Origin of the sequence: Nesterenkonia maliinae (genome assembly GCF_051262655.1) — a bacterium.
Lineage (GTDB): Bacteria > Actinomycetota > Actinomycetes > Actinomycetales > Micrococcaceae > Nesterenkonia.
This window is the reverse complement of sequence record NZ_JBIMEY010000001.1, coordinates 595,255-617,924: the sequence shown is the minus strand read 5'-3', so window position 1 is coordinate 617,924 and position 22,670 is coordinate 595,255. Positions and strand designations below refer to the sequence as shown.

Annotated in this window: 18 protein-coding genes; 14 read left to right on the top strand and 4 right to left on the bottom strand. The window is 69.2% G+C overall.

The genetic code is table 11. The features are described 5' to 3' along the window. Window positions 1–11: 11 nt before the first annotated feature. Window positions 12–2,735, bottom strand: coding sequence for an aminopeptidase N (pepN, locus tag ACHAA4_RS02845; protein ID WP_435772672.1), 2,724 nt, complete (start codon window positions 2,733–2,735; stop codon window positions 12–14). Window positions 2,736–2,839: 104 nt separating this feature from the next. Then, window positions 2,840–4,912: an acyl-CoA dehydrogenase family protein gene (locus ACHAA4_RS02840; RefSeq protein WP_435772671.1), complete on the bottom strand. Its 2,073-nt coding sequence runs from the start codon at window positions 4,910–4,912 to the stop codon at window positions 2,840–2,842. A gap of 196 nt (window positions 4,913–5,108) precedes the next feature. Here ACHAA4_RS02840 and ACHAA4_RS02835 point away from each other — a divergent pair, with 196 nt between their 5' ends. From ACHAA4_RS02835 to hemW, 7 genes are all read left to right on the top strand, one after another. After that, window positions 5,109–6,401 carry an acetyl-CoA C-acetyltransferase gene (locus tag ACHAA4_RS02835; protein ID WP_435772670.1) on the top strand — a complete coding sequence of 431 codons (1,293 nt, stop codon included), beginning with the start codon at window positions 5,109–5,111 and terminating at the stop codon, window positions 6,399–6,401. 7 nt (window positions 6,402–6,408) lie between these two features. After that, window positions 6,409–7,770, top strand: coding sequence for a 3-oxoacyl-ACP reductase (locus tag ACHAA4_RS02830; RefSeq protein WP_435772669.1), 1,362 nt, complete (start codon window positions 6,409–6,411; stop codon window positions 7,768–7,770). A 3-nt stretch (window positions 7,771–7,773) separates the two neighbouring features. Continuing rightward, window positions 7,774–8,838 (top strand): MaoC/PaaZ C-terminal domain-containing protein, encoded by a 1,065-nt coding sequence (locus tag ACHAA4_RS02825; RefSeq protein ID WP_435772668.1) that lies wholly within the window; start codon window positions 7,774–7,776, stop codon window positions 8,836–8,838. Between the two features lie 120 nt (window positions 8,839–8,958). Beyond that, on the top strand, window positions 8,959–10,005 hold the full coding sequence (gene holA, locus ACHAA4_RS02820) for a DNA polymerase III subunit delta (RefSeq protein WP_435772667.1): 1,047 nt from the start codon (window positions 8,959–8,961) through the stop codon (window positions 10,003–10,005). A 309-nt stretch (window positions 10,006–10,314) separates the two neighbouring features. Further along, window positions 10,315–10,575 carry a 30S ribosomal protein S20 gene (rpsT, locus tag ACHAA4_RS02815; RefSeq protein WP_036475968.1) on the top strand — a complete coding sequence of 87 codons (261 nt, stop codon included), beginning with the start codon at window positions 10,315–10,317 and terminating at the stop codon, window positions 10,573–10,575. Between the two features lie 198 nt (window positions 10,576–10,773). Next, window positions 10,774–12,636 (top strand): translation elongation factor 4, encoded by a 1,863-nt coding sequence (gene lepA, locus ACHAA4_RS02810; protein WP_435772666.1) that lies wholly within the window; start codon window positions 10,774–10,776, stop codon window positions 12,634–12,636. A 3-nt stretch (window positions 12,637–12,639) separates the two neighbouring features. After that, window positions 12,640–13,926, top strand: a complete 1,287-nt coding sequence (gene hemW / locus ACHAA4_RS02805; RefSeq protein WP_435772665.1) for a radical SAM family heme chaperone HemW — start codon at window positions 12,640–12,642, stop codon at window positions 13,924–13,926. A gap of 24 nt (window positions 13,927–13,950) precedes the next feature. Here the strand turns inward: hemW and ACHAA4_RS02800 are convergent, their stop codons facing one another. Then, a complete protein-coding gene (locus ACHAA4_RS02800) occupies window positions 13,951–14,382 on the bottom strand; it encodes a DUF4870 domain-containing protein (RefSeq protein ID WP_435772664.1) in 432 nt (143 codons plus the stop codon). A gap of 164 nt (window positions 14,383–14,546) precedes the next feature. Next, the gene (locus ACHAA4_RS02795) at window positions 14,547–15,437 is read right to left on the bottom strand and encodes a DUF3097 domain-containing protein (RefSeq protein ID WP_435772663.1); all 891 of its coding nucleotides are present in this window, start codon (window positions 15,435–15,437) and stop codon (window positions 14,547–14,549) included. 68 nt (window positions 15,438–15,505) lie between these two features. Between ACHAA4_RS02795 and hrcA the strand changes: the two genes are divergently transcribed. Genes hrcA through era form a run of 7 tightly spaced genes read left to right on the top strand, consistent with a single transcriptional unit; the run spans window position 15,506 to window position 22,567 of the window. Then, entirely contained in the window at window positions 15,506–16,531 is a 1,026-nt protein-coding gene (gene hrcA / locus ACHAA4_RS02790; protein WP_435772662.1) for a heat-inducible transcriptional repressor HrcA, read from the top strand. A gap of 12 nt (window positions 16,532–16,543) precedes the next feature. After that, complete coding sequence (dnaJ, locus tag ACHAA4_RS02785; RefSeq protein ID WP_435772661.1) at window positions 16,544–17,665, top strand: molecular chaperone DnaJ; 1,122 nt, start codon at window positions 16,544–16,546, stop codon at window positions 17,663–17,665. A 30-nt stretch (window positions 17,666–17,695) separates the two neighbouring features. Beyond that, window positions 17,696–18,535: a 16S rRNA (uracil(1498)-N(3))-methyltransferase gene (locus ACHAA4_RS02780; protein ID WP_435772660.1), complete on the top strand. Its 840-nt coding sequence runs from the start codon at window positions 17,696–17,698 to the stop codon at window positions 18,533–18,535. Between the two features lie 11 nt (window positions 18,536–18,546). Next, window positions 18,547–19,614, top strand: a complete 1,068-nt coding sequence (locus tag ACHAA4_RS02775) for a PhoH family protein (protein WP_435772659.1) — start codon at window positions 18,547–18,549, stop codon at window positions 19,612–19,614. Continuing rightward, window positions 19,611–20,102, top strand: coding sequence for an rRNA maturation RNase YbeY (gene ybeY, locus ACHAA4_RS02770; RefSeq protein WP_435772658.1), 492 nt, complete (start codon window positions 19,611–19,613; stop codon window positions 20,100–20,102). The genes ACHAA4_RS02775 and ybeY overlap by 4 nt, the downstream gene beginning before the upstream one ends. Before the next feature lie 3 nt (window positions 20,103–20,105). Continuing rightward, window positions 20,106–21,584: a hemolysin family protein gene (locus tag ACHAA4_RS02765; protein ID WP_435772657.1), complete on the top strand. Its 1,479-nt coding sequence runs from the start codon at window positions 20,106–20,108 to the stop codon at window positions 21,582–21,584. Continuing rightward, complete coding sequence (gene era, locus ACHAA4_RS02760; protein WP_435772656.1) at window positions 21,581–22,567, top strand: GTPase Era; 987 nt, start codon at window positions 21,581–21,583, stop codon at window positions 22,565–22,567. The genes ACHAA4_RS02765 and era overlap by 4 nt, the downstream gene beginning before the upstream one ends. Window positions 22,568–22,670: the final 103 nt, after the last annotated feature.

The following is a 22,670-nucleotide window of genomic DNA, read 5'->3' as shown; positions in this document are numbered from 1 at the left end:
CCGGTGCCGGCTCAGCCCTGGGCGGCCGCCTGGGCGCGGAGTCCGCGCAGCAGCTGATCCTGCTCCTCGATGAGCAGCCGGCGCAGCGCCGCGGGGGCGTCGGGATTCTCCTGAAGCCAGCGTCCGGTGCGCAGCGCCAAGGGATGCTCCGTCGGCTCCTCGCCGACCTCGAGGTCCTGCGCGCCCGGGTAGAGCCCGGAGACCACACGGGTGGCCTGCCCCTGGCTCATCCGGTTCCACACCCCGGTGAGCGCGTCGAAGTAGGCCTCGGTCTGCCGCTCGATCACCGCCGCCGTCTCCGGGTCACCGGCCACGGTGAAGCCGTCCACGGTCGCGGTGAGGTGGTCGTTGGAGAGCTCCTGACCGGCGTCGTCGGTCCCGGCCAGTGCCTGGCCGAAGGCCGCCTCCTTGACCCGGCGCTCTGGCCGTGCCGCGGCGGCGAGTCGGTGCGCGATCCGGGCCCGGGCGGTGGTCTTGGCGGCCAGCTCCGCGTTCAGCTGGTCCAGGCTCACCCGCCCATGCGCCGCCAGGGCCTGCAGGAAGGCCCAGCGCAGCTCCTCGTCGATCTGCAGCCCGGAGATCCCGTGGTCCTCCGCGCCGCCGTCGAGCAGCGCCTCGAGGAGCTCCAGCTGGGAGCCCTCCCGGCGCGAGAGCGTGGCCAGGGTGCGGGCCGTCGCGCGCTGGTGATCCCCGCCGGCGGTGCGGGTCAGCTCCGCGGCGAGCCGTGCGGCGAGGTCTCGCTGCAGCCCAGCCCGCTCATCGGCAGGGGTGTAGCGCTCGAGCGCGGTGAGCGACTGGCGCAGCAGCCCCTGGACGACGACGATCTCGCCGATGCCCAGGCCCAGCTGCTGCACGGCGGCCAGGAAGCGGCGGGCGGGCAGCTCGCCGTCGCGCACCATCGACCACAGGGCGGCCCACACGGTCGCCCGCGCCAGCGGATCCGCCACCGGGTAGGTCAGCACCGCGGCCAGCGACTCCGCGTCGAGGCTGAGCTTGGCATAGGTCAGGTCATCCTCGTTGGGCAGCAGCAGCCGGGGCTGGTCTGCCGGAACGCTGAGCTTCGGGACCACGGTGACGCCCTCCGGAGCCTCGGGGTCCAGGAAGACCTCCTGGGCGGCGTGCAGCACCAGCGTCTCGCTCGCCGGGTCCAGCACATGCACCCCGACGCGGATCTTGTGCGGCCGGGACACGGACTCGCCGGTGGCCGGATCGATGCCCTGCTCGCGGACCAGCACCCGCCCGGGGCCGGAGCCCATGCCTGCGGCGTCGAGCTCGGCGGAGAGCACCGGGACCCCGGCGGTCTGCAGCCAGGCGCGGGCCCAGTCGTCCATGTTCGCCCCGGTCACCTCTTCGAGCACGGCGAGGAAGTCGCCCAGTGAGGCGTTGCCGAAGGCGTGGCGGGCGAAGTAGCGCCGGGCGGCCTCGCGGAAGGCCTCGCGTCCGGCGTAGGCGGCGAGCTGCTTGAGCACCGACGCGCCCTTGGCATAGGTGATCCCGTCGAAGTTCTGGTCCGCGGCCTCGAGGTCGCCGATGTCCGCGACGATCGGGTGGGTGGTGGGCAGCTGGTCCTGCACGTAGGCCCAGGCCTTGCGTCCGTTGGCGAAGGAGATCCAGGAGGTGTCGAAGTCGGTGGCCTCGTCCACGGCCAGGGATCCCATGTAGTCGGCGAAGGACTCCTTCAGCCACAGGTCGTCCCACCAGTGCATGGTCACCAGGTCGCCGAACCACATATGCGCCATCTCGTGCATCAGGGTGTTCGCCCGGGTCTCATACTGGGCGTCCGTGGCGGCGGTGTCGAAGACGTACTTCTCGGTGAAGGTCACCAGCCCCGGGTTCTCCATCGCGCCGAGGTTGTACTCCGGGACGAAGACCTGGTCGTACTTGCCCCAGGGGTAGGGGTAGGCGAACTCGGCGTGGAAGAAGTCCAGCCCGCGATGGGTGAGGTCCAGCAGCACGTCGGCGTCGAAGTGCTCCGCCAGGGAAGACCGGCAGAGCACGCTCAGCGGGATCTCGACGGTCTCCCCGTCGGGGGTCGAGCCGCGGTAGTGGCCCTCGACGTGATGATAGGGACCGGCCAGCAGCGCGGTGATGTAGGAGGACATCCGCGGGGTCTCGGCGAACTCCACCCGGACCAGCGGGCTGGCGGTGCCGGCGTCGTCAGCCTCGGTGGTCTCCGCGTGCTCCAGCGGCATCCGGGAGACCGCCGGGCTGTTCGAGCGCAGCTGCCAGTGCTGCGGGCCGATGATCGAGAAGCTGAACCGGGCCTTGAGGTCCGGCTGCTCGAAGACCGGGAACACCCGACGCGAGTCGGCGGGCTCGTACTGGGTGTAGAGGTAGACCTGCTCGTCGGAGGGGTCCACGAAGCGGTGCAGCCCTTCCCCGGAGCGGGAGTAGCGCGAGGTGGAGCGGATCTCCACGGTGTTCTGCGCCTGCAGGCCGGGCAGCAGGATCCGAGCCGGCCCGACATGGGTGGCCACGTCCAGCTCCACCCCGTTGAGCACCAGGGATTCCACCGAGGCGCCCAGGTGGTCCAGGAAGGTGCTTGCACCGACCTCGGAGGCGGTGAAATCGATCCGGGTCTGCACCGGGTAGGTCGCGGCTGCGCCGTCGGGCGCGCCGCGCAGATCCACCTCCACCCCGTACTGCGTGACCTCCAGGAGTGCACCGCGCTGGGCGGCCTCCTCCCGGGTCAGGTTCTCGACGTCGGCACGGGGGAAGGGCAGCTGAGCAGTCATCCTGCCATTCAAGCAGACACCTGCTCAGCCGCCCATCGCTCACGCTTCACCGGGGCATCACTGGCCCGTCAGATCACCCTGACGCGCCCCGACGCACGCTGCGCTCACTTCCGGCGGGAGTGCAGCAGCTTCTCGTCCACCGGCGCTTCGGGGGAGGCCCGCAGCGTGCGGTAGTACTCCATGGACTCGTCCTGGCGCCGCTGCTCGGAGCCGGAGGTGATCTCCATGCGCACGTGCTCGGGGGAGTAGCCGAAGGAGTCCACGATGTCCTGGGCGTGGGGGCGCAGCCGCGCCAGCAGCCGGTTCACGTACGGGCTCAGCGTCCGGGCCCGCTGCGAGGAGATCCGGCCGTTGAGCAGGTACCAGTCCAGGGTGTCCTCGATCTTGGTCAGCGCGTAGAGGTCGCGCAGCCAGGTCATGATCTGCTTGGTGCCGGGGTCGCTGACCTTCTCGAGGGCCTCCGTGAAGGACTCCCAGAGCAGCAGGTCCGCGTGCGCCTTGGCGGCGTTGATGATCTCGTACTGGTGGTCGTTGAAGATCTCCGCCTGCTTCGCCGCGGGCAGCTTCGAGGCTGAGCGCAGCTCACCGGCGACGTCGATGACCATCTGCCGGGAGCGTTCGGTGAGCAGCTGACGCTGCACGTCGGGCTGCTTGAACCAGTTCGCGCTGCGGCGCTCATCGCCGGTGTCCTGCACCGACTGGTAGGCCCGGCGCAGACCGAAGCGGTTCATCACGGTGGACTGCGCCTGGTTCGCCACATAGCGCGAGAGCACCCCGAAGTCCGCGCCCTTGAACTCGGCGGCGTAGTCGCTGAGCAGCCGCTTGGCCACGAGCTGGAGCAGCACGTTGTTGTCACCTTCGAAGGTGACGTAGACGTCGAGGTCCGCGCGCAGCGAGACCAGCCGGTTCTCGGAGATGAACCCGGCCCCGCCGCAGGCCTCGCGGGCCTCCTGCAGAGTGTCCAGGGCGTGCCAGGTCGTGATGGACTTGATCGCCGCGGCGAGGGTCTCCAGCTCCTGCCGGTTCTCATCCGAGTCGTCCTTGCCGGAGAACACGTCGTCCAGCTTGACCAGCAGGTTCTCGTGGGCGAAGTTCGCGGCGAAGGTGGTCGCCAGGCGGGGGAGCAGCCGCCGCTGGTGCAGCTGGTAGTCCAGCAGCACCTCTTCCTCGATGGGGGAGCCGGCGGTGAACTGGCGGCGCTGGTTGCCGTAGGTGACCGCGCCGATCAGGGCCAGCTTCGAGGCGGCCACCGAGGCGCCGGTGAGCGAGACCCGGCCCTGCACCAGGGTGCCGAGCATCGTGAAGAAGCGCCGACCGGGGGAGTCGATCGGGGAGCTGTAGGTGCCGTCGGCGGCGACGTCGCCGTAGCGGTTGAGCAGGTTGGTGCGCGGCACCCGGATGTTCTCGAAGGTGAAGCAGCCGTTGTCCACCCCGTTGAGGCCGCCCTTCTGCCCCTCGTCGGTGATGGTGATGCCGGGCAGCGCCTTGCCGTCGTCGCCCCGGATGTTGGTATAGAAGCAGTGCACCCCGTGGTTGACCCCATTGGTGATCAGCTGAGCGAAGACGACGGCGTCCTTGGCGTCGTTCGCCGCATTGCCGAGGTAGCGCTTGGTGGCCGCGGGGAAGGGCGTGTTGAGGATGAACTCCTTGGTGGCCGGGTCGTAGGTCGCGGTGGTGCCGATGGAGGCGACGTCGGAGCCGTGCCCGAACTCGGTCATCGCGAACGCGCCCGGCGCCCGGAGGTCCATGGTGGCGGGAAGGAACCGGCGGTGGTGGTCGGACGATCCCAGGTGCAGCACCGCGGCGGCGAAGAGGCCCCACTGGACGCCGGCCTTGATCTGGAGCGAGGGATCCGCGGTGACCAGCTCCTCGAAGGCGGCGATGTTCGCGCCGTGGGCGTTCTTGCCGCCGAACTCTTCGGGGAAGGCGCGGTGCACGGCGCCGTCCTCGGCGAGCTGGACCATCTGCTTGAAGACCCGCTCGCGGTGGTCCTCCTTGGACATCCCCTCGACCTTGTGGAAGGAGGAGTCCTTGAGCAGCTCACGGGCCTGGCGCCGGGTGTCGGCCCAGTGTCCGAGCAGCACGTCCTCCATCACCTTCTTGTCCACACGGACTTCTTCGGCAGTGTCGACGGCGTCAAGGGTGTCGATCGGGTCGGTGACCGATGGGTGTGACATGAGGTCTCCTCAGAGTGTGGTTGAGCGACAGGCGCACGGGGCGATCTGCACCGGTTCCTCGGTGCGGGGTGATCAGTGATCCTGCACACAAAATAGTCTATGATACTGACCAGTAACAAATGCAAGACCTGCCGGACCCGCTGACCAGCGGGGGTCCCGTCAGGTGCCTGCACCCCTCGACCTAGGAGTCAGTTCCATGAGCGCACAGACCATCCGCGACGCCGTCATCATCGGCGGAAACCGCATCCCCTTCGCCCGGGCGCACACCGCCTACGCCACCGCCGGCAACCAGGACATGCTCACCTCCACGCTCAACGGCCTGGTGGCCCGCTTCGGGCTGCAGGGCGAGCAGATCGGGACCGTCGCCGCCGGTGCCGTCATGAAGCACTCGAAGAACTTCAACCTCACCCGTGAGTCCGTGCTGGGCACCCCGCTGGACCCCAAGACCCCGGCCTTCGACGTGCAGATGGCGTGCGCCACCGGCATGGAAGCCATCGGCTCGATGGCGAACAAGATCAAGCTGGGCCAGATCGACTCGGCCATCGCCGGGGGAGTGGACTCCATCTCCGACGCCCCGATCGTGGTCACCGATGAGCTGCGCGGGATCCTGATGGAGGCCAACCGGGCCAAGTCGGTCAGCCAGCGGCTCAAGGCCCTGGCCAAGATCCGCCCCGGTCACCTGGCCCCGCAGGCCCCCGGCGTCAACGAGCCGCGCACCGGCATGTCCATGGGCGAGCACATGGCGATCACCGCCCACGCCTGGGGCATCACCCGGGCCGAGCAGGACGAGCTCGCCCTGGCCAGCCACAAGAACCTCGCCGCCGCCTACGACCGGGGCTTCTTCGACGACCTGATCACCCCCTTCAAGAACGTCAGCCGCGACACCAACATGCGCGCCGACTCCACCCTGGAGAAGCTGGGCAAGCTCTCCCCGGCCTTCGGGCGTGACCTCGGCGCCGAGGCCACCATGACCGCGGCGAACTCCACCGCGCTCACCGACGGCGCCTCCGCGGTGCTGCTGGGCTCGGAGGAATGGGCGGATCAGCACGACCTGCCCAAGCTGGCGAACTTCATCGACTACGAGGAAGGCGCAGTGGACTTCGTCGACGGGGCCGAGGGCCTGCTGATGGCCCCGGCCTACGCCGCCGCCCGGATGCTCAAGCGCAACAACCTCAGCTTCTCGGACTTCGAGTACCTCGAGATCCACGAGGCCTTCGCCTCCACCGTGCTGGCCCAGATCAAGGCCTGGGAGTCCGAGGAGTTCTGCAAGAACAAGCTCGGTCTGGACTCCGCGCTGGGCACCATCGACCGCAGCCGGCTCAACGTCAACGGCTCCTCGCTCGCCGCCGGACACCCCTTCGCCGCCACCGGCGGACGGATCGTCGCCTCGCTGGCCAAGGCGCTGCACGGCAAGCCCGGCAAGCTCGGCTTCATCTCCGTCTGCGCCGCCGGCGGCCAGGGCATCACCGCGATCATCGAAGGACGGTAACCGCTTCATGGCTAAAGACCTCTACACCGAATTCGCCAACACCGGCCTCGGCCGGACGCTGACCAAGAACCTCGGTCTCCCGCGGCCGGCTAAGCTGCGTCGCCACCGGCCCGGCCGTCTGCCGATCGACGGTCCGGTCGTCGTGCTGGGAAGCTCCGACGCCGCCTCGGCGCTCGCGGATCGACTGCTCAGCTGGAACCTGGATGTGCGCAGACACGTCGGACCCAAGGAGAAGGTGGCCGGCGTCGTCGCCTGTTTTGACTCCGCATCCAGCCCCGCCGACCTCAGCAGCACCGTTTTGGAGATCGGGATGCTGCTCAAGCAGCTCAAGTCCTCGGGCAGGCTCGTCACCGTCTCGCGGGACCCGCAGGGCACCTCGGATCCCGCCGTGCGCGCCGCCCGCAGCGGCGTCCAGGGCCTGACCCGCTCGGCGGCCCATGAGATGCGCGCCGGAGGCACCGCCAACGGGATCGTGCTCGCCGACGATCTGGACCCCTCCGCGCCCGGGGTGGCCGGGGCGCTGCGCTTCCTGCTCTCCGGACGCTCGGCCTTCGTCTCGGGCCAGTTCATCTCGGTGGACAGCGTCACCGGGGCGCTCCCGGAGAACTGGGACCGCCCGCTGCAGGGTCAGGTCGCCGTGGTCACCGGCGCCGCCCGCGGCATCGGCGCCTCGATCGCCCGGGTGCTGCACCGCGACGGCGCCCGGCTGATCCTGGTCGACATCCCCGCCGCCGGCGAGCAGCTCGCCACGGTGGCCAATGAGGTCTCCGGCACCGCGCTGCAGCTGGACATCACCGCCGAGGACGCCGGGGAGCGGATCCTCGCCCACGCCGCGCAGCACCACGGGCGGCTCGACATCGTGGTGCACAACGCCGGAATCACCCGGGACAAGCTGCTGGCGAACATGGACGAGTCGCGCTGGAACTCGGTGATCGCGGTGAACATCGAGTCGCAGCTGCGGATGAATCGGGCCTTCCTGGCCTCGGACCTCTTCAACGCCGGCGCGCGCGGCCCCATGGGTCCACGGATCATCTCACTGGCCTCGACCTCCGGGATCGCCGGCAACCGCGGGCAGACCAACTACGCCGCCTCCAAGGCCGGAGTGATGGGCATGGTCTCGGCGACCGCCGCGCAGATGTCCGCCCGGCACGGCACGATCAACGCGGTCGCACCGGGCTTCATCGAGACCGAGATGACCGCGAAGATCCCGTTTGCCACGCGGGAGGTCGCGCGCCGGCTGAACTCGCTGAACCAGGGCGGTCTGCCGGTGGACGTGGCCGAGACCATCGCGTTCCTGGCCTCGCCGCAGGCCGGCGGCACCTCGGGGCTCACCCTGCGGGTCTGCGGACAGAACCTCGTGGGGGCCTGAGCCATGAGCCCTGAATCCCGAAGCCCTGAATCCCGAAGCGCTGATTCTCGCAACGCCGGATCTCGGAACACCGGATCCCCGAACACCGGATCCACGATCACTGCGATCGAGATGCCCTCGCTGAGCAGCCTCTACGGCCGCGCCGCCCTCGGCGCCGCGCGCTCGAAGCTGCGTCCCGGGGCCGGTCCGCGCACCCTGCCGGGGAAGACCGTGCTGGCCCAGCATCCAGGGGTCAGCCTGGAGGAGGCCGAGAGCTACCGTCGGCTCTTCGGCGGGGAATCCTTCGACGGCGCCCATCGCGCCGCGCTGCCCTCGGTGCTGGTCCACATCATCGGGTTCCCGGTGCAGATGGCCCTGATGAGCGAGGACGATTTCCCGTTGCCGTTGATGGGGCTGGTGCACGTGGCCAACGAGGTCGAGCACCTGCGCCCGGTACGGGTGGGTCAGCCGGTGCAGATCCTGGTCAGTGCCGAGAACCTGCGTCCGCATCGCCGAGGCACCCAGGTGGACATCACGGTCACCGTTCTCGAGCAGGGGGCAGACCCGCAGAGCGCCGACGAGGTCGGAGCAGACGGCTCGGCGGAGACCCCGGTGCTCTGGCGCTCGATCTCGACCTACCTCAGCAAGGGCATCCAGCTCGGCACCGAGATCTCAAAGGCTTCAGGGGCTGAAGAGAACGGATCCACGGCTGTGACCCGGTCCGAGGATCCCAAGTCCTTCGTCCCTCCGGTCAAGACCGCCTCCTGGCGGCTCGGCTCGGATGCCGGCCGGGCGTATGCCGCGGTCTCGGGGGACTACAACCCGATCCACGTCTCCCAGCTGGCCGCCAAGGCGTTGGGCATGCCCGCGGCCATCGTGCACGGGATGTACTCCGCGGGACGGATGCTGGAGGGCCGCGAGCCCGAGGGTGCCGGCCACCGCTGGTCGATCCGCTTCGAGGCTCCGGTGACCCTGCCCGGCACCGTGGCCTTCGCCGCACAGCCGCAGGGACCCAAATCGGTGCGGTTCACCGGATGGAACCCGCGGAAGGCCCGGCGGCACTTCAGCGCCGAGCTGCAGCTGCCCTGAGGAGAATGCGCGAACGCTGAGGTGGAGGCCAGGTCGTGGTCTGGCGGCTGATCCCGCGCTGCACCGACGGCCACCGCAGCGCCGGCCCCGCGTGGGGTCCGGACCGATAGGATGAGCCCCATGGCTTCTCAGCGGACCGGATCCTCGCGGACCGGCACACAGCGCGGCGGCAGCACCGGACGCGGCGCGAAGAAGGCCGAGGGTCTGGACTTCCGCAGCGTGACGCCCACTCCGCTGATCCTGCTCAAGGGCAACGAGGACTACCTCGCCAGCCGTGCGCTGGACCGGATCAAGCAGACGCTGCGCGCGGAGCACCCGGACCTGGAGTACACCCGGCTCGACGTCGCAGCCGCCGCGCCGGGGGAGCTGTTCACCGTCACCTCGCCCTCGCTCTTCGGAGAGGCGCGCCTGGTGCTGGCGGAGGACCTGGCCGCCATGAACGACACCTTCCTCACCGATGCCCTGGCGTACCTTCAGGAGAAGCCCGAGGACGTGACCCTGGTGCTGCGGCACAGCGGCGGCAACCGGGGCAAGAAGCTGCTGGACGTGCTGGCCAAGCGCGCCGTCGTCGTCGACTGTGCCGGGGCGCGCAATGACAACGAGAAGCTGGACTTCGTGCGCCGTGAGTTCCGCGCCGCCGGGCGTGAGATCCACGCCGACGGTGCCCGCGCGCTGGTCGCCGCCGCCGGATCCACGCTCTCTGACCTGGGTGGCGCCTGCCAGCAGCTGATGGCCGACGTCGCCGGGGACATCACCGAGGAACACGTGGACCGCTATCACGGCGGCCGGGTCGAGGCCACGGCGTTCAAGGTCGCCGACGCCGCATTCGAGGGCCGGCGAGAGGCCGCCACCCGGCTCTACCGCCACGCCATGGCCACCGGGGTCTCGCCGATCGCGGTCACCGCGGCGCTGGCCCGCAAGGGTCGGCACATCGCCGCCCTGGTGGACCACCGCGGCAGCCCCGCCGCGCTGGCCGCCACCCTCGGAGCTCCGCCCTGGCAGCTGCAGCAGGTGGCCGAGACCGCCCGACGCTGGCACCCGCTGCGCGCGGCCGAGGCCATCGAGGCGATCGCCCGGGCCGACGCCGAGGCCAAGGGTGCCTCGCGGACCCCGGAATACGCGGTGGAACGAGCCATCACGACCATCGCCTCCTCAGTCGGCCGCTGAGCTCGACGCTGCCTCGCAGCAGAGCGCGCCACTGCCCCGCAGCGTAGCTCGCCGCCGAGCGCGCAGGTGGGCTCGGACACGGGCCCGCTCGGTGGCTGGTGGACGGCTTCTCTGCTATCGTCTATAGGCAGTGTCTGGGGTTCGAAAGAGCCCCAAAACCCTGCGGCAGCAAGTCTCGCGCAGTCCTGGGCCCTCTACCTCAATGGGCTGCGCAATCGCTATGGCAACCCCACGCCACTGAAGTTTGTCTGCTGCCGGCCGACAGGGACGTATCCTCACGACCAGTGACCTCAGACAGAAAGACAACTCGTGGCAAACATCAAGTCTCAGAAGAAGCGCATTCTCACCAACGAGAAGGCGCGCCAGCGCAACCAGGGCGTCAAGTCCCAGCTGCGGACCGCCATCAAGAAGGTCCGCAACGCAGTTGCCGCCGGCGATAAGGATGCAGCGATCGCAGCCAACCGCGAGGCAGCCCGCAAGCTGGACAAGGCCGTCTCCAAGGGTGTTCTGCACAAGAACAACGCCGCCAACCGCAAGTCCGGTCTGGCCGCCACCGTCAACGCTCTGTGAGCTTGACTCTCTAGAACGTCCGCTCGACATCGAGCGAGCATCGGGGCCCTGCGCGCTGCGCGGGGCCCCGTTCGCGTAGGAGACCAGACTGCCGGGCAGTCCTGGATCGGCAGTCATGGCACAGCCGTCATGAAACAATGAAGAGCCAGGTGCAGCACATTGCCCGGCGTCTCGACGAAGCAAAGGACCCCCACCACCGTGTCACCGAAGGCCAGCAGCTCGCAGGTGCCCGCCGCCACTGACCCCAGTGTCATCCGGAACTTCTGCATCATCGCGCACATCGACCACGGCAAGTCCACGTTGGCCGACCGGATGCTGCAGCTGACCGGGGTTGTCCAGGCCCGCGATATGAAGGCCCAGTATCTGGACCGGATGGCCATCGAGCGCGACCGCGGCATCACCATCAAGTCCCAGGCCGTGCGCATGCCGTGGGAGCTCGACGGGCAGACCTACGCCTTCCACATGATCGACACCCCCGGCCACGTCGACTTCTCCTACGAGGTCTCCCGCTCCCTGGCCGCCTGCGAGGGCGCCCTGCTCCTGGTCGACGCCGCCCAGGGCATCGAGGCGCAGACCCTGGCGAACCTCTACTTGGCCATGGAGCACGACCTCAAGATCATCCCGGTGCTGAACAAGATCGACCTGCCCTCCGCCCAGCCGGAGAAGTACGCCGAGGAGATCGCCTACCTGATCGGCTGTGAGCCCGAGGACGTGCTGCGCGTCTCGGGCAAGACCGGCGACGGCGTCGAGGAGCTGCTGGACAAGATCGTCGCGGAGATCCCCGCCCCCGAGGGTGACGCCGACGCTCCGGCCCGCGCGATGATCTTTGACTCCGTCTATGACACCTACCGCGGCGTGGTCACCTTCGTCCGCGTGGTCGACGGCAAGCTCGGACACCGCGAGAAGATCAAGATGATGTCCACCGGAGCCACCCACGAGCTGCTCGAGATCGGCGTCTCCTCTCCGGAGCCCGAGCGCACCAAGGGGCTCGGGGTCGGCGAGGTCGGCTACCTGATCACCGGGGTGAAGGACGTCCGGCTCTCCAAGGTCGGCGACACCGTCACCGCGCAGAACCGGCCCGCGCAAGAGATCATCGGCGGCTATGACGATCCCGCCCCGATGGTCTTCTCCGGACTCTTCCCGCTCGACGGCTCCGACTTCCCCGTGCTGCGCGAAGCCCTGGAGAAGCTCCAGCTCAACGACGCCGCATTGAACTACGAGCCCGAGACCTCCACCGCGCTGGGCTTCGGCTTCCGCGTGGGCTTCCTGGGCCTGCTGCACCTGGAGATCACCCGCGAACGGCTCGAGTCCGAGTACAACCTCGATCTGATCTCCACCGCCCCCAACGTGGTCTACGAGGTCACCGCTGAGGACGGCGAGGTCCACCGGGTGACCAACCCCTCGGAGTTCCCCGAGGGCAAGGTCACCGAGATCCGCGAGCCGGTCGTGGACGCCACCGTGATCGTGCCCGCCGAGTTCATCGGCCCGGTCATGGAGCTCTGCCAGTCCCGGCGCGGCACCATGGAAGGCATGGACTACCTCTCCGCGGAGCGCGTGGAGATCCGCTACAAGATGCCGCTGGCCGAGATCGTCTTCGACTTCTTCGACCAGCTGAAGTCCCGGACCAAGGGCTATGCCTCGCTGAACTGGCAGGGCGTCGGCCAGCAGGCCGCCGACCTTGTCAAGGTCGACATCCTGCTCCAAGGCGACCAGGTCGATGCATTCTCCGCGATCACCCACCGCGACTCCGCCTATGCCTATGGGGTGAAGATGGCCTCCCGGCTCAAGGAGCTCATCCCGCGCCAGCAGTTCGAGGTCCCGATCCAGGCCGCCATCGGCTCCCGGATCATCGCCCGTGAGAACATCCGCGCGATCCGCAAGGACGTGCTCTCCAAGTGCTACGGCGGCGACATCAGCCGTAAGCGCAAGCTGCTGGAGAAGCAGAAGGAGGGCAAGAAGCGGATGAAGATGGTCGGCACCGTGGAGGTCCCGCAGGAGGCCTTCATCGCCGCGCTGTCTTCGGACGAGGACGCCGGCAAGGAGAAGGCCGGGAAGAAGTAGGCTTTGCCCTCCACACTTCCCCTCGGCGACCCGGTTCCCGCCGACGGCGGGTTCCCCGCCGCCGTGCAGCAGGCGCTTCCCGCGCGCGCCGAAGCGCCCTTCGGCCTCTACGTCCACATCCCGTTCTGCAGCGTGCGCTGCGGCTACTGCGACTTCAACACCTATACCGCCGAGGACCTGGGTCCCGGCGCCTCCCAGGTGTCTTACCCGGACACGCTGATCTCTGAACTGGTCTTCGCCCGCTCGGTGCTCGAGAAGATGGGCGCCCCGGAACGGCCGCTCTCCACGGTGTTCTTCGGCGGCGGCACCCCGACGCTGCTCCCGGCGGGGGAGCTCGCCCGGATCCTCACCCGGGCCCGTGAGCTCTTCGGCTTCCGGCCCGGCGCTGAGATCACCACGGAGGCGAACCCCGACACGGTCACCGCCGAGACCGCGCAGGTCCTGGCCGACGCCGGCTTCACCCGGCTCAGCCTCGGCATGCAGTCCGCCGTGCCGCATGTGCTTCAGACCCTCGACCGGACCCACGACCCCGCCAACGTCGAGCGTGCGGTCCACGCCGCGCGCACCGCAGGACTCCAGGTCAGCCTGGACCTGATCTCCGGAACCCCGGGGGAGAGCCTCGAGGACTGGCGCACCAGCCTGGAACACGCGGTGGCCCTGGCCCCGGACCACATCTCGGCGTACTCGCTGATCATCGAAGAGGGCACCGCGATGGCGGCGAAGATCAAGCGCGGCGTGCTGCCCGACATCGACCCCGACGACCAGGCCGACAAATACCTGCTCACCGACGAGGTGCTCAGCGCCGCCGGACTGCACTGGTACGAGGTCTCGAACTTCTCCACCAGCGCCGCGACCCGCTCGGAGCACAACCTGAACTACTGGGTGGACTCCGACTGGTGGGGCGCGGGTCCCGGGGCCCACTCGCACATGGCCGGACTGCGCTGGTGGAACGTGAAGCACCCCGCCGCCTACGCCCAGCGGCTCTCCACCGGCGCCACCCCGGGACACGGCCGGGAACAGCTGGCCGATGAGGACAAGACCCTGGAGCACCTGATGCTGCGGCTGCGCCTGGCCGAGGGCCTGGACGTGGCGGGGTTCAACGCGCTCCCGGAGCTGCGCCGCAGCCACGGCGAGAAGATCAGCGCCAAGAGCCTGCAGTCGCTGGTGCACGACGGCTTGATCCACGACGACGCCGCGCGGCCCAGCACTGCACATCCGCAGGGGCGAGCGGTGCTCACCCTGCGCGGGCGGCTGCTGGCCGATGCCGTGACCCGGCGACTGGCTCCCTAGCAGCCTTCCCAGGCGCGCAGCGGTTCAGTGGATCAGGCGGAGATTCAGCGGGTAGCGGTAGGGGCGGCCCTTATTGCACTGGATGCCGGCGACGAGCCCGGAGAGGGTCATATAGATCCAGAGCAGCACAGCGACGATGCCGAAGGCCCAACCGATTCCGGGAACCAGTGCGAGGATGTAGCAGGCGAGCATCACCGCCGTCAGTGGGAGGGTGAAGTTCAGCGCCTCCTTGGACTCCTGGGCGGTGAAGGGGCCGCGGTCGCGGTAGACCAGATACACCGCGAGGGCCGGAAAGCAGCCGATGAGCGCGCCGAAGTGCGAGAGCGTGGCCCAGCGCCGATCCTCTGCGGGGGTCAGCGGTGCCGCGGCGACGGAGGAACCCTTCAGGCGTGCAGATGCGTCCGCTCCAGCGTCCTCGCTCGACCGGTCACCCTGGGGTTTCTGATTATGCGCCACTGCACCTCCGTGATTGCGGCGCTGAAAGTTCAGCACCTGGCCGTTCCCGCTCGCAAGTCTAGTGACTCACCCTGGACATCCACTGGCCTCCCTGGGCGTGTCGGCGCCCGGGTTCTGTGAAATCCGTCGCAGCGACTCGGATCCTCGGGCTCAGGTGCGGGTGCTCACGGCTCCACCGTGACGAAGTCGATGAGCTCCTCCACCCGGCCCAGCAGCGCGGGCTCAAGGTCCGCGTAGCTGTTGACCTGCGCGAGGATCCGCTTCCAGCCGTGCGCGATGTCACGCTGGTTCGCGTGCGGCCAGCCCAGCGCCTGCAGCGTGCCGATCTTGATGTCCTGGCTGCGCGGAATGTCCGGCCACCGGGTCAGCCCGAGCAGCTGCGGCTTCACGGCCTGCCAGACGTCCACGTAGGGGTGGCCCAACACTGCGATGTTGCCCTTTGCGCCCTGTTGCTGCATGACCTCACGAGCGATCCGGGACTCCTTGGATCCCGGGACTAGGTGGTCCAGCAGCACCCCGACCCGGCGCTGCGGCCCGGGCCCGAACGCGCGGATCGCGCCGAGGAGGTCATCGGCCCCGTGCAGCGGCTCCACGACGATGCCTTCGATCCGCAGATCCTCACCCCAGACCTTCTCCACCAGCTCCGCGTCGTGGGTGCCCTCGACCCAGATCCTGGAGGCCCGCGCGACTCGCGCCGGAGCGTTGGAGACCGCGACCGAGCCCGAGGCTGTCCGGGTGGGCTTCGGCGCGGCGGCCCGGGGAGTGGGGGGTGTCAGCTCCACGGGTTCGCCCTCGTAGAGGAACCCGTGTCCCAGCGGAAAGGAGCGGACCTTGCCGCGGCGATCCTCGAGGCTCACCACGTGGACGCCGCCGGAGGCCTCCACCGAGATGATGGCACCGACCCAGCCGGACTCCACCTCCTCGATCACGGCGCCGTAGTCGGCGGGCATGGCGGAGACCTTGCGGAGCTGGCTCTGGCGGAGCCGGGAGAGGTCCTGTGCACCCCAGCTCGGGGTGGAGGAGGGACGCCAGTCGGGGAGGTGCGGAGCGCTCATGATCACCCATTGTAGAATTGGCACTTGTACTCGAAGAGTGCCAGAGGGTCAGGAGGTGCCACACGTACATGTCAGACACCCGTCGACTGCAGGTCCTGCGTGCCATCGTGGAGGACTACGTCCACACCCGGGAGCCCGTCGGGTCTCGGGCACTGGTGGAACGCCACGACCTGGAGGTCTCCCCAGCCACGATCCGCAATGACATGGCCCACCTCGAGGAGGAGGGCCTGATCGCCGCCCCGCACACCTCCGCCGGGCGCATTCCCACCGACCTCGGCTACCGACGGTTCGTGGACAAGATCACCGAGGTGCGCCCGCTCTCGGCCGCCGAGCGCCGCGCCATGGACACCCTGCTCGAGACCGCCGATGACCACGACGCGATGCTCGAGCACACCGTGCGGCTGCTCGCGATGCTCACCAACCAGGTCGCGGTGATCCAGCATCCGCAGCGCTCCACTGCGAAGATCCGACACATCGACGTCGTCTCGATGTCCTCGCACAAGGTGCTGACCATCGTGATCCTCTCCTCCGGGAAGGTCGAGCAGCGGATGGTCACCCTCGCCGACGCCATCGGCGACGATTCGCTGCACCGGATCGCCCAGGTCCTCTCCACCGAGCTGCATCAGCGCTCGATCTCAGCCCTGCCGCTGCCCACCGACACCCTGATCAGCCGGGTGGAGCCGATGCTGCGACCGTCGATGGCGATCATCGCCCAGTCGGTGGAGACGATCCTGGAGTCAGGCCGCGTGGATCGCATCATCATGGCCGGGACTGCTAACCTCGCCAGGTCGGGCCGCGACCTCGGTCCCTCCATCGGACCCATTCTTGAAGCGCTCGAGGAACAAGTCGTGCTGCTTCGACTGTTGACAGAGATGGAGCAGGACCGACGTGGTCTCTCCATCCGCATCGGACACGAGACCAGCCACGATTCGCTGATCGAGACCGCTGTCGTCGCAGCAGAGTACGGCGCCCATACGGGGGCCGAAGGAGCCAAGCTCGGCGTCGTCGGTCCGACCCGCATGGACTACGGCTCCACCATGTCCGCGGTGCGCGCAATGGCGCGCTACCTGTCCCGAATTCTTTCCGAAGGGTGAACGTCCACGAAGATGACGACTGACTATTACGAGGCGCTCGGCGTCAGCCGCTCGGCGTCCACCGAAGAGATCAAGAAGGCCTATCGCAAGCAGGCCCGGAAGCTTCACCCCGACGTGAACCCCTCCGACGACGCCGCCGAGCAGTTCAAGGTGCTCGGCCGCGCCTACGAGGTGCTCTCCGACCCGCAGAAGCGGCAGAACTACGACGCCACCGGCGACGAGAACGGCCGCTCCGGCTTCCCCGGTGGAGCAGGGGGCGCCGGCTTCGGCGGCTTCGGCGACATCTTCGAGACGTTCTTCGGCGGGGGAGGCGGAGGCCCCGCCTCACGCACCCGCCGCGGCCAGGACTCGCTGATTCGGGTCCGCATCGACCTGCGCGACGCTGTGTTCGGCACCACCAAGGAGGTGGAGCTGGAGACCGCGGTGACCTGCACCGTCTGCGACGGCTCCTGCACCCGCAAGGGCACGCACCCGACCACCTGCCCGGACTGCCACGGCCAGGGCCAGGTCCAGCGCCCGATGCGCTCGATCCTGGGCACCGTCATCCAGACCCAGACCTGTGCTCGCTGCGCCGGCTTCGGCAACATCATCGAAGACCCCTGCCAGGAGTGCGACGGTCAGGGTCGGGTGCGCGAACGCAAGTCCCTGAAGGTCAAGGTCCCGGCAGGCGTGGACCGCGGCAACCGGATCCACCTGGCCGGAGAGGGCGAGGCCGGACTGGCCGGCGGTCCTTCCGGCGACCTGTTCATCGAGGTCGAGGTCAAGCAGCACGAGGTCTTCACCCGCCGCGGCAACGACCTGCACGCCACCGTCTCGATCCCGATGACCGCGGCGGCCCTGGGCACCACGGTCGGCCTGGACACCTTCGACGGCGACGAGGAGCTCACCGTGAAGCCGGGCACCCAGTCCGGTGAGGTGCTCACGCTCAAGGAGCGCGGTGTGACCCACCTGCGCGGTGGCGGTCGCGGTGCGCTGAAGGTCCACCTCAAGGTCGAGACCCCCACCAAGGTCTCCGAGCGCGAGGCCCAGCTGCTGCGCGAGCTCGCCGTCGAGCGCGGCGAGGAGCGCGGGGAGTCCACCACCGAGCACCGCGGGGTCTTCGCGAAGCTTCGCGAACGCTGGGACGCGCTCTAGAGATGCGGACCACCAGATGCGCGGTCTGAGATGACGGCGCCGCTGTTCCACCTCGGCCCCGGGGCGCTTGAGAACGCCGAGGCGGCCGAGGTGGTCACGCTCAGCGGGCCCGAGGGCCACCACGCCGCCACGGTCATGCGCCTGCAGCCGGGGGAGCCGGTGCTGCTCTCAGACACCGTGGGGCGGCGCGCCGAGGGGCGCGTCCGCTCCGCCGGCGGCGGTCAGCTCGAGGTCGAGATCCTCACGGTGACCGATGAACCGGTGCTGCTGCCCCGGCTGGTGCTGGTCCAGGCGTTGGCCAAGGACCGCCGCGACCTTCAAGGCGTGGAGTCCGCCACCGAGCTCGGCGTGGACGCCGTCATCCCCTGGCAGGCCGAACGCTCCGTGGCCCGCTGGAAGGCCGGACGCGAGGCCAAGAAGCACGCCGAGTGGGTCTCCATGGTGACCACCGCGGCGAAACAGACCCGACGCACCACCATCCCAGAGGTGCGCCCGCTGCAGTCCACCGCCCAGTACCTCAAGACGGTCGCCTCGGACGGCACGGGCGTCGGCGTCGTCGTCCTGCACGAGACCGACGAGACCTCGCTCGCCGAAGCGATCGCCGAGCTGCAGGATGCTGCCCGCCCGGACCCCCAGACGGGGACCCCCGAAGACCAGCTGCAGGAGCTGCATCTGGTCGTCGGACCCGAGGGTGGGATCAGTGACCGGGAGATCGAGCAGCTCACCTCGGCCGGCGCCAAGATCGCCCGGCTCGGCCCCAACGTGCTGCGCTCCTCCACCGCCGGGCCCGCAGCACTCGCGGCCGCCCAGCTGCTGCTGGGCCGCTGGGACTGGGCCGCCGAGACTTCTCAGCCCGACCAGACCGCATAGACTGAGGATCAATGACTGAGACTTCGCAGAACCCGAGCACACCCCCCATCTCCGGAGCGGCCCGCTGCGCCACCGCCGCCGCCCTGGGCAACATCGAGCGGCAGGTCTACTTCGCCGACGCCGACACCATGTTCCGCAGCCTCGGCGCCGGAGACCTCGCGCTGCGCATCCTGCAGGGCCTCTACCCGGCCTCCTCCATCGGACTGCGCGACCAGCTGGTCACCGTGGGCGGGCCCTCCGGCGAGGTCACCGGGATCGTGGAGATCCTGAACCAGCTCAAGACGCTGGCGGCCTCCGGGACCACGGTCAGCGAGGAGATCATCGAACAGGTCACCACGATGGTCCGCGCCGACGCCGCGCAGGACTCTGCTCGCATCGTGACCACCAACATCCTGTCCCACCGCGGACGCACCATCCGGCCCAAGACCAAGAACCAGCAGACCTACGTGGACACCATCGACGAGTCCACGGTGGTCTTCGGCATCGGGCCCGCCGGCACCGGCAAGACCTACCTGGCCATGGCCAAGGCGGTCCAGGCGCTGCAGGCCCGCGAGGTCAACCGGATCATCCTGACCCGCCCCGCCGTGGAGGCCGGTGAGAAGCTCGGCTTCCTGCCCGGCAGCCTCAACGACAAGATCGACCCGTATCTGCGCCCGCTCTACGATGCGCTGCACGACATGATCGACCCGGATTCGATCCCGCGGCTGATGGAGTCCGGCATCATCGAGGTCGCCCCGCTGGCCTACATGCGCGGACGCACGCTCAACGACTCGTTCATCATCCTCGACGAGGCGCAGAACACCACCGCCGAGCAGATGAAGATGTTCCTGACCCGGCTCGGATTCAACTCCAAGATCGTGGTCACCGGCGACATCACCCAGGTGGACCTGCCGCGCGGCACCGACTCCGGGCTGCGCACCGTGATCGAGATCCTGGACGGCGTCGAGGGCATCGAGATCTCCCGCTTCGGCTCCGAGGACGTGGTCCGCCACGCTCTGGTGGGGCGCATCGTGGACGCCTATGAGCGCCACCAGGATCGGGCCAAGTCCCCCGCCGCCCGGCGCGGAGGACGACGATGACCGAGGTCCAGGTCACGGTCGAGGACAGCTCCGGCTCCGATCTGGTCTCCGGGGAGCACCTCGCCGAGCTGCTGGACCTCTCCGGGTTCCTCTACGCCAAGCTGCACCTGGGACCCGCGGTGGCGCTCTCGATCACGCTGGTGGACGAAGAGACCATCGAAGGTCTGCACCTGGACTGGATGAACCTGCCCGGCGCCACCGACGTGATGAGCTTCCCGATGGACGAGCTGATCGCCGGCACCGCCGAGGACCCGGTCATCGACGGCGTCCTCGGGGACATCGTGATCTGTCCCGCCGTCGCCGCGGCGCAGGCCAAGGCCAACGGTCACCCGCTGGGCGCGGAGCTCGCGCTGCTGGCCACCCACGGGGTGCTCCACCTGCTGGGGCACGACCATGCCGAGCCGGCCGACCGCGAAGAGATGTTCACCCTGCAGCGAGTGCTCCTCGAGGAGTTCCTCGGTCACGCTGCCCCGACGCCGACGGTCTGACCCATGGTCCTCGGTCTGCTCATCCTCCTGGCGCTGGTCTGTTCCGTCCTGGCCTTCGCGCTCTCCGCCGCAGACTCCGCGTTCCTGCGGCTGAGTCGCCGCGAGGCCGAGGAGATCGCGGAGCAGCGCGGCTCCACCGCGGTGGAGAAGATCCTGGCCCAGCCGGTGGCGCACACCCTGGCGCTGCAGACCTGGCGCTGGTTCTTCACCACCGCCGTCGTCGTCCTGGTCATCGTGGCCTCCGCGGTCGCGCTGGAAGGACTCGGCGCCGGGGCGGTGGTGGGCTCCGCGATCCTGCTGATCGGCGGGATCATCGGCGCGGCGATCTCCCCGCGGCGCATCGGCCGCGGGCACCACCTGTTCGTCGCCGCCTCCACCGCCGCGCTGGTGCGCACCCTGCGAGTCGTGCTGGGGCCGTTTCCCGAGGCGCTGAGCAGCCTCGGCGCACGCACCGTCCCCGGCACCGCGCACACCGACCAGGGCTTCTTCGACGACGAGGAGTTCCGCGAATTCGTGGCCCGCGCCTCGGAGACCGACCTGATCGAAGACGCCGAGGCTGAGCTGATCCAGTCGGTCTTCGACCTCTCCGCCACCCGGGTCCGAGCCGTGATGGTCCCACGCACCGACATGGTCACCGTGGAGTCCGGGACCAGCCTCGCCGAGGTGATGACGCTGTTCTTCCGCTCCGGCTACTCGCGGATCCCGGTGGTGCGCGGCTCCGCCGACGACATCACCGGGATGATCTACCTCAAGGACGCCGCCTTCCTGCACCACCGGCTGCGCAGCGGCGAGCTGATCAGCGCCTACACCGGTCGCGACCCGGACTCGATCATCGTCGACGAGCTCCAGCGCGACGTCCGCTACGTGCCCGAGTCCAAGCCGGTCTCGGAGTTTCTCTCCGAACTGCAGCGCGAATCCACCCATGTGGCCATCGTCGTGGACGAATACGGCGGCACCGCCGGAATGGTCACCCTGGAGGACCTGATCGAGGAGATCGTCGGGGAGATCGTCGACGAATACGACACCGAATCCGCGGAGATCGAGGACCTCGACGGCTCTCAGCGCCGACTCTCGGCCCGGATGTCGGTGGATGACTTCGCGGAGCTCTACGACCTCGACCTCGACGACGAGAAAGAGGTGGACACCGTCGGCGGACTGCTCGCCAAGGCCCTGGGCCGGGTGGCCATCGCCGGATCCGAAGTCGAGATTCCGCGCCGCCACGGACCCGGAGTGGTGCTGCGCGCCGACCGGCTCGAGGGCCGCCGCAACCGGGTGAGCCACGTGCTCGCCTGGGAGGCCGAAGAACGACGCGGCGCCAGAGCGGGGCTGGGCACCGACGCCGAGCCCGACGCGCTGCACCTCGCCGCGGTCGGGACCGGATCCGGGACCGCAGCACAGACCACAGCAGGACCCGCAGCACCGCACCACGATCGAGCCGCAGCCGCGGCCTCGGCGCACGAGAGGATCAGGTCACCCCGATGAGCCCCACACAGATGCCGCCGCAGCAGGACGGCTTCGCCGCATTCGACGAGAACTTCCGCGCCGGATTCGCCAGCCTCGTCGGGCGCCCCAACGCCGGGAAGTCCACGCTGACCAACGCGCTGGTCGGGGACAAGGTGGCGATCACCTCCTCGAAGCCGCAGACCACCCGGCACACGATCCGCGGCATCGTGCACCGCAGCGCCTTCCAGCTGGTCCTGGTCGACACCCCCGGGCTGCACCGCCCGCGCACGCTGCTGGGCAAGCGGCTCAACGGTCTGGTCATCGACACCCTCTCCGAGGTCGACGTCGTCGGGTTCTGCATCCCCGCCGATGAGAAGGTCGGCCCGGGTGACCGCTTCATCGCCGCGCAGCTGACGAAGCTGCCGCACAAGCGGGTCGTCGCCCTGGTGACCAAGGTGGACAAGGTCTCCCGCGAGGATCTCGCCGAGCAGCTCATGGCGGTGGACCAGCTGGGCCGTGAACACCTCGCCCAGGAGGGCAGGCAGGCCGGCGGCTTCGCCGAGATCATCCCGGTCTCCGCCCTCGAGGGCGAGCAGACCGAGGTGGTGGTGGAACAGCTCGCCGCCATGATGCCACAGTCACCGCCCCTCTACCCCGAGGGTGAGCTCACCGACGAGCCCGAGGCCATCATGGTCGCCGAGCTGGTCCGCGAGGCAGCCCTGGAGGATGTCCGCGACGAGCTGCCGCACTCGATCGCCGTGGTGGTCGAGGAGATGGTCCCCCGCGAGGACCGCCCCGCCGACAAGCCGCTGCTCGACGTCCGGGTCTCGATCCACGTGGAGCGCGACTCGCAGAAGGCGATCATCATCGGCAAGCGCGGCGCCCGGCTCAAGGCCATCGGCACCGACGCCCGCGCCGGGATCGTCAAGCTCCTCGGCACCCCGGTCTACCTGGACCTCCACGTGAAGGTGACCAAGGAATGGCAGCGCGACCCGAAGAAGCTCGGCCGGCTCGGCTTCTAGTCCGCCGCCGGCTCCACCGCTGAGGACGGGGGCGCCGGCGTCGTCCACATGATGAGAATCAGGGTGACCCACTGCACAGGCCCGTACCGCGTGCTACGTTGAG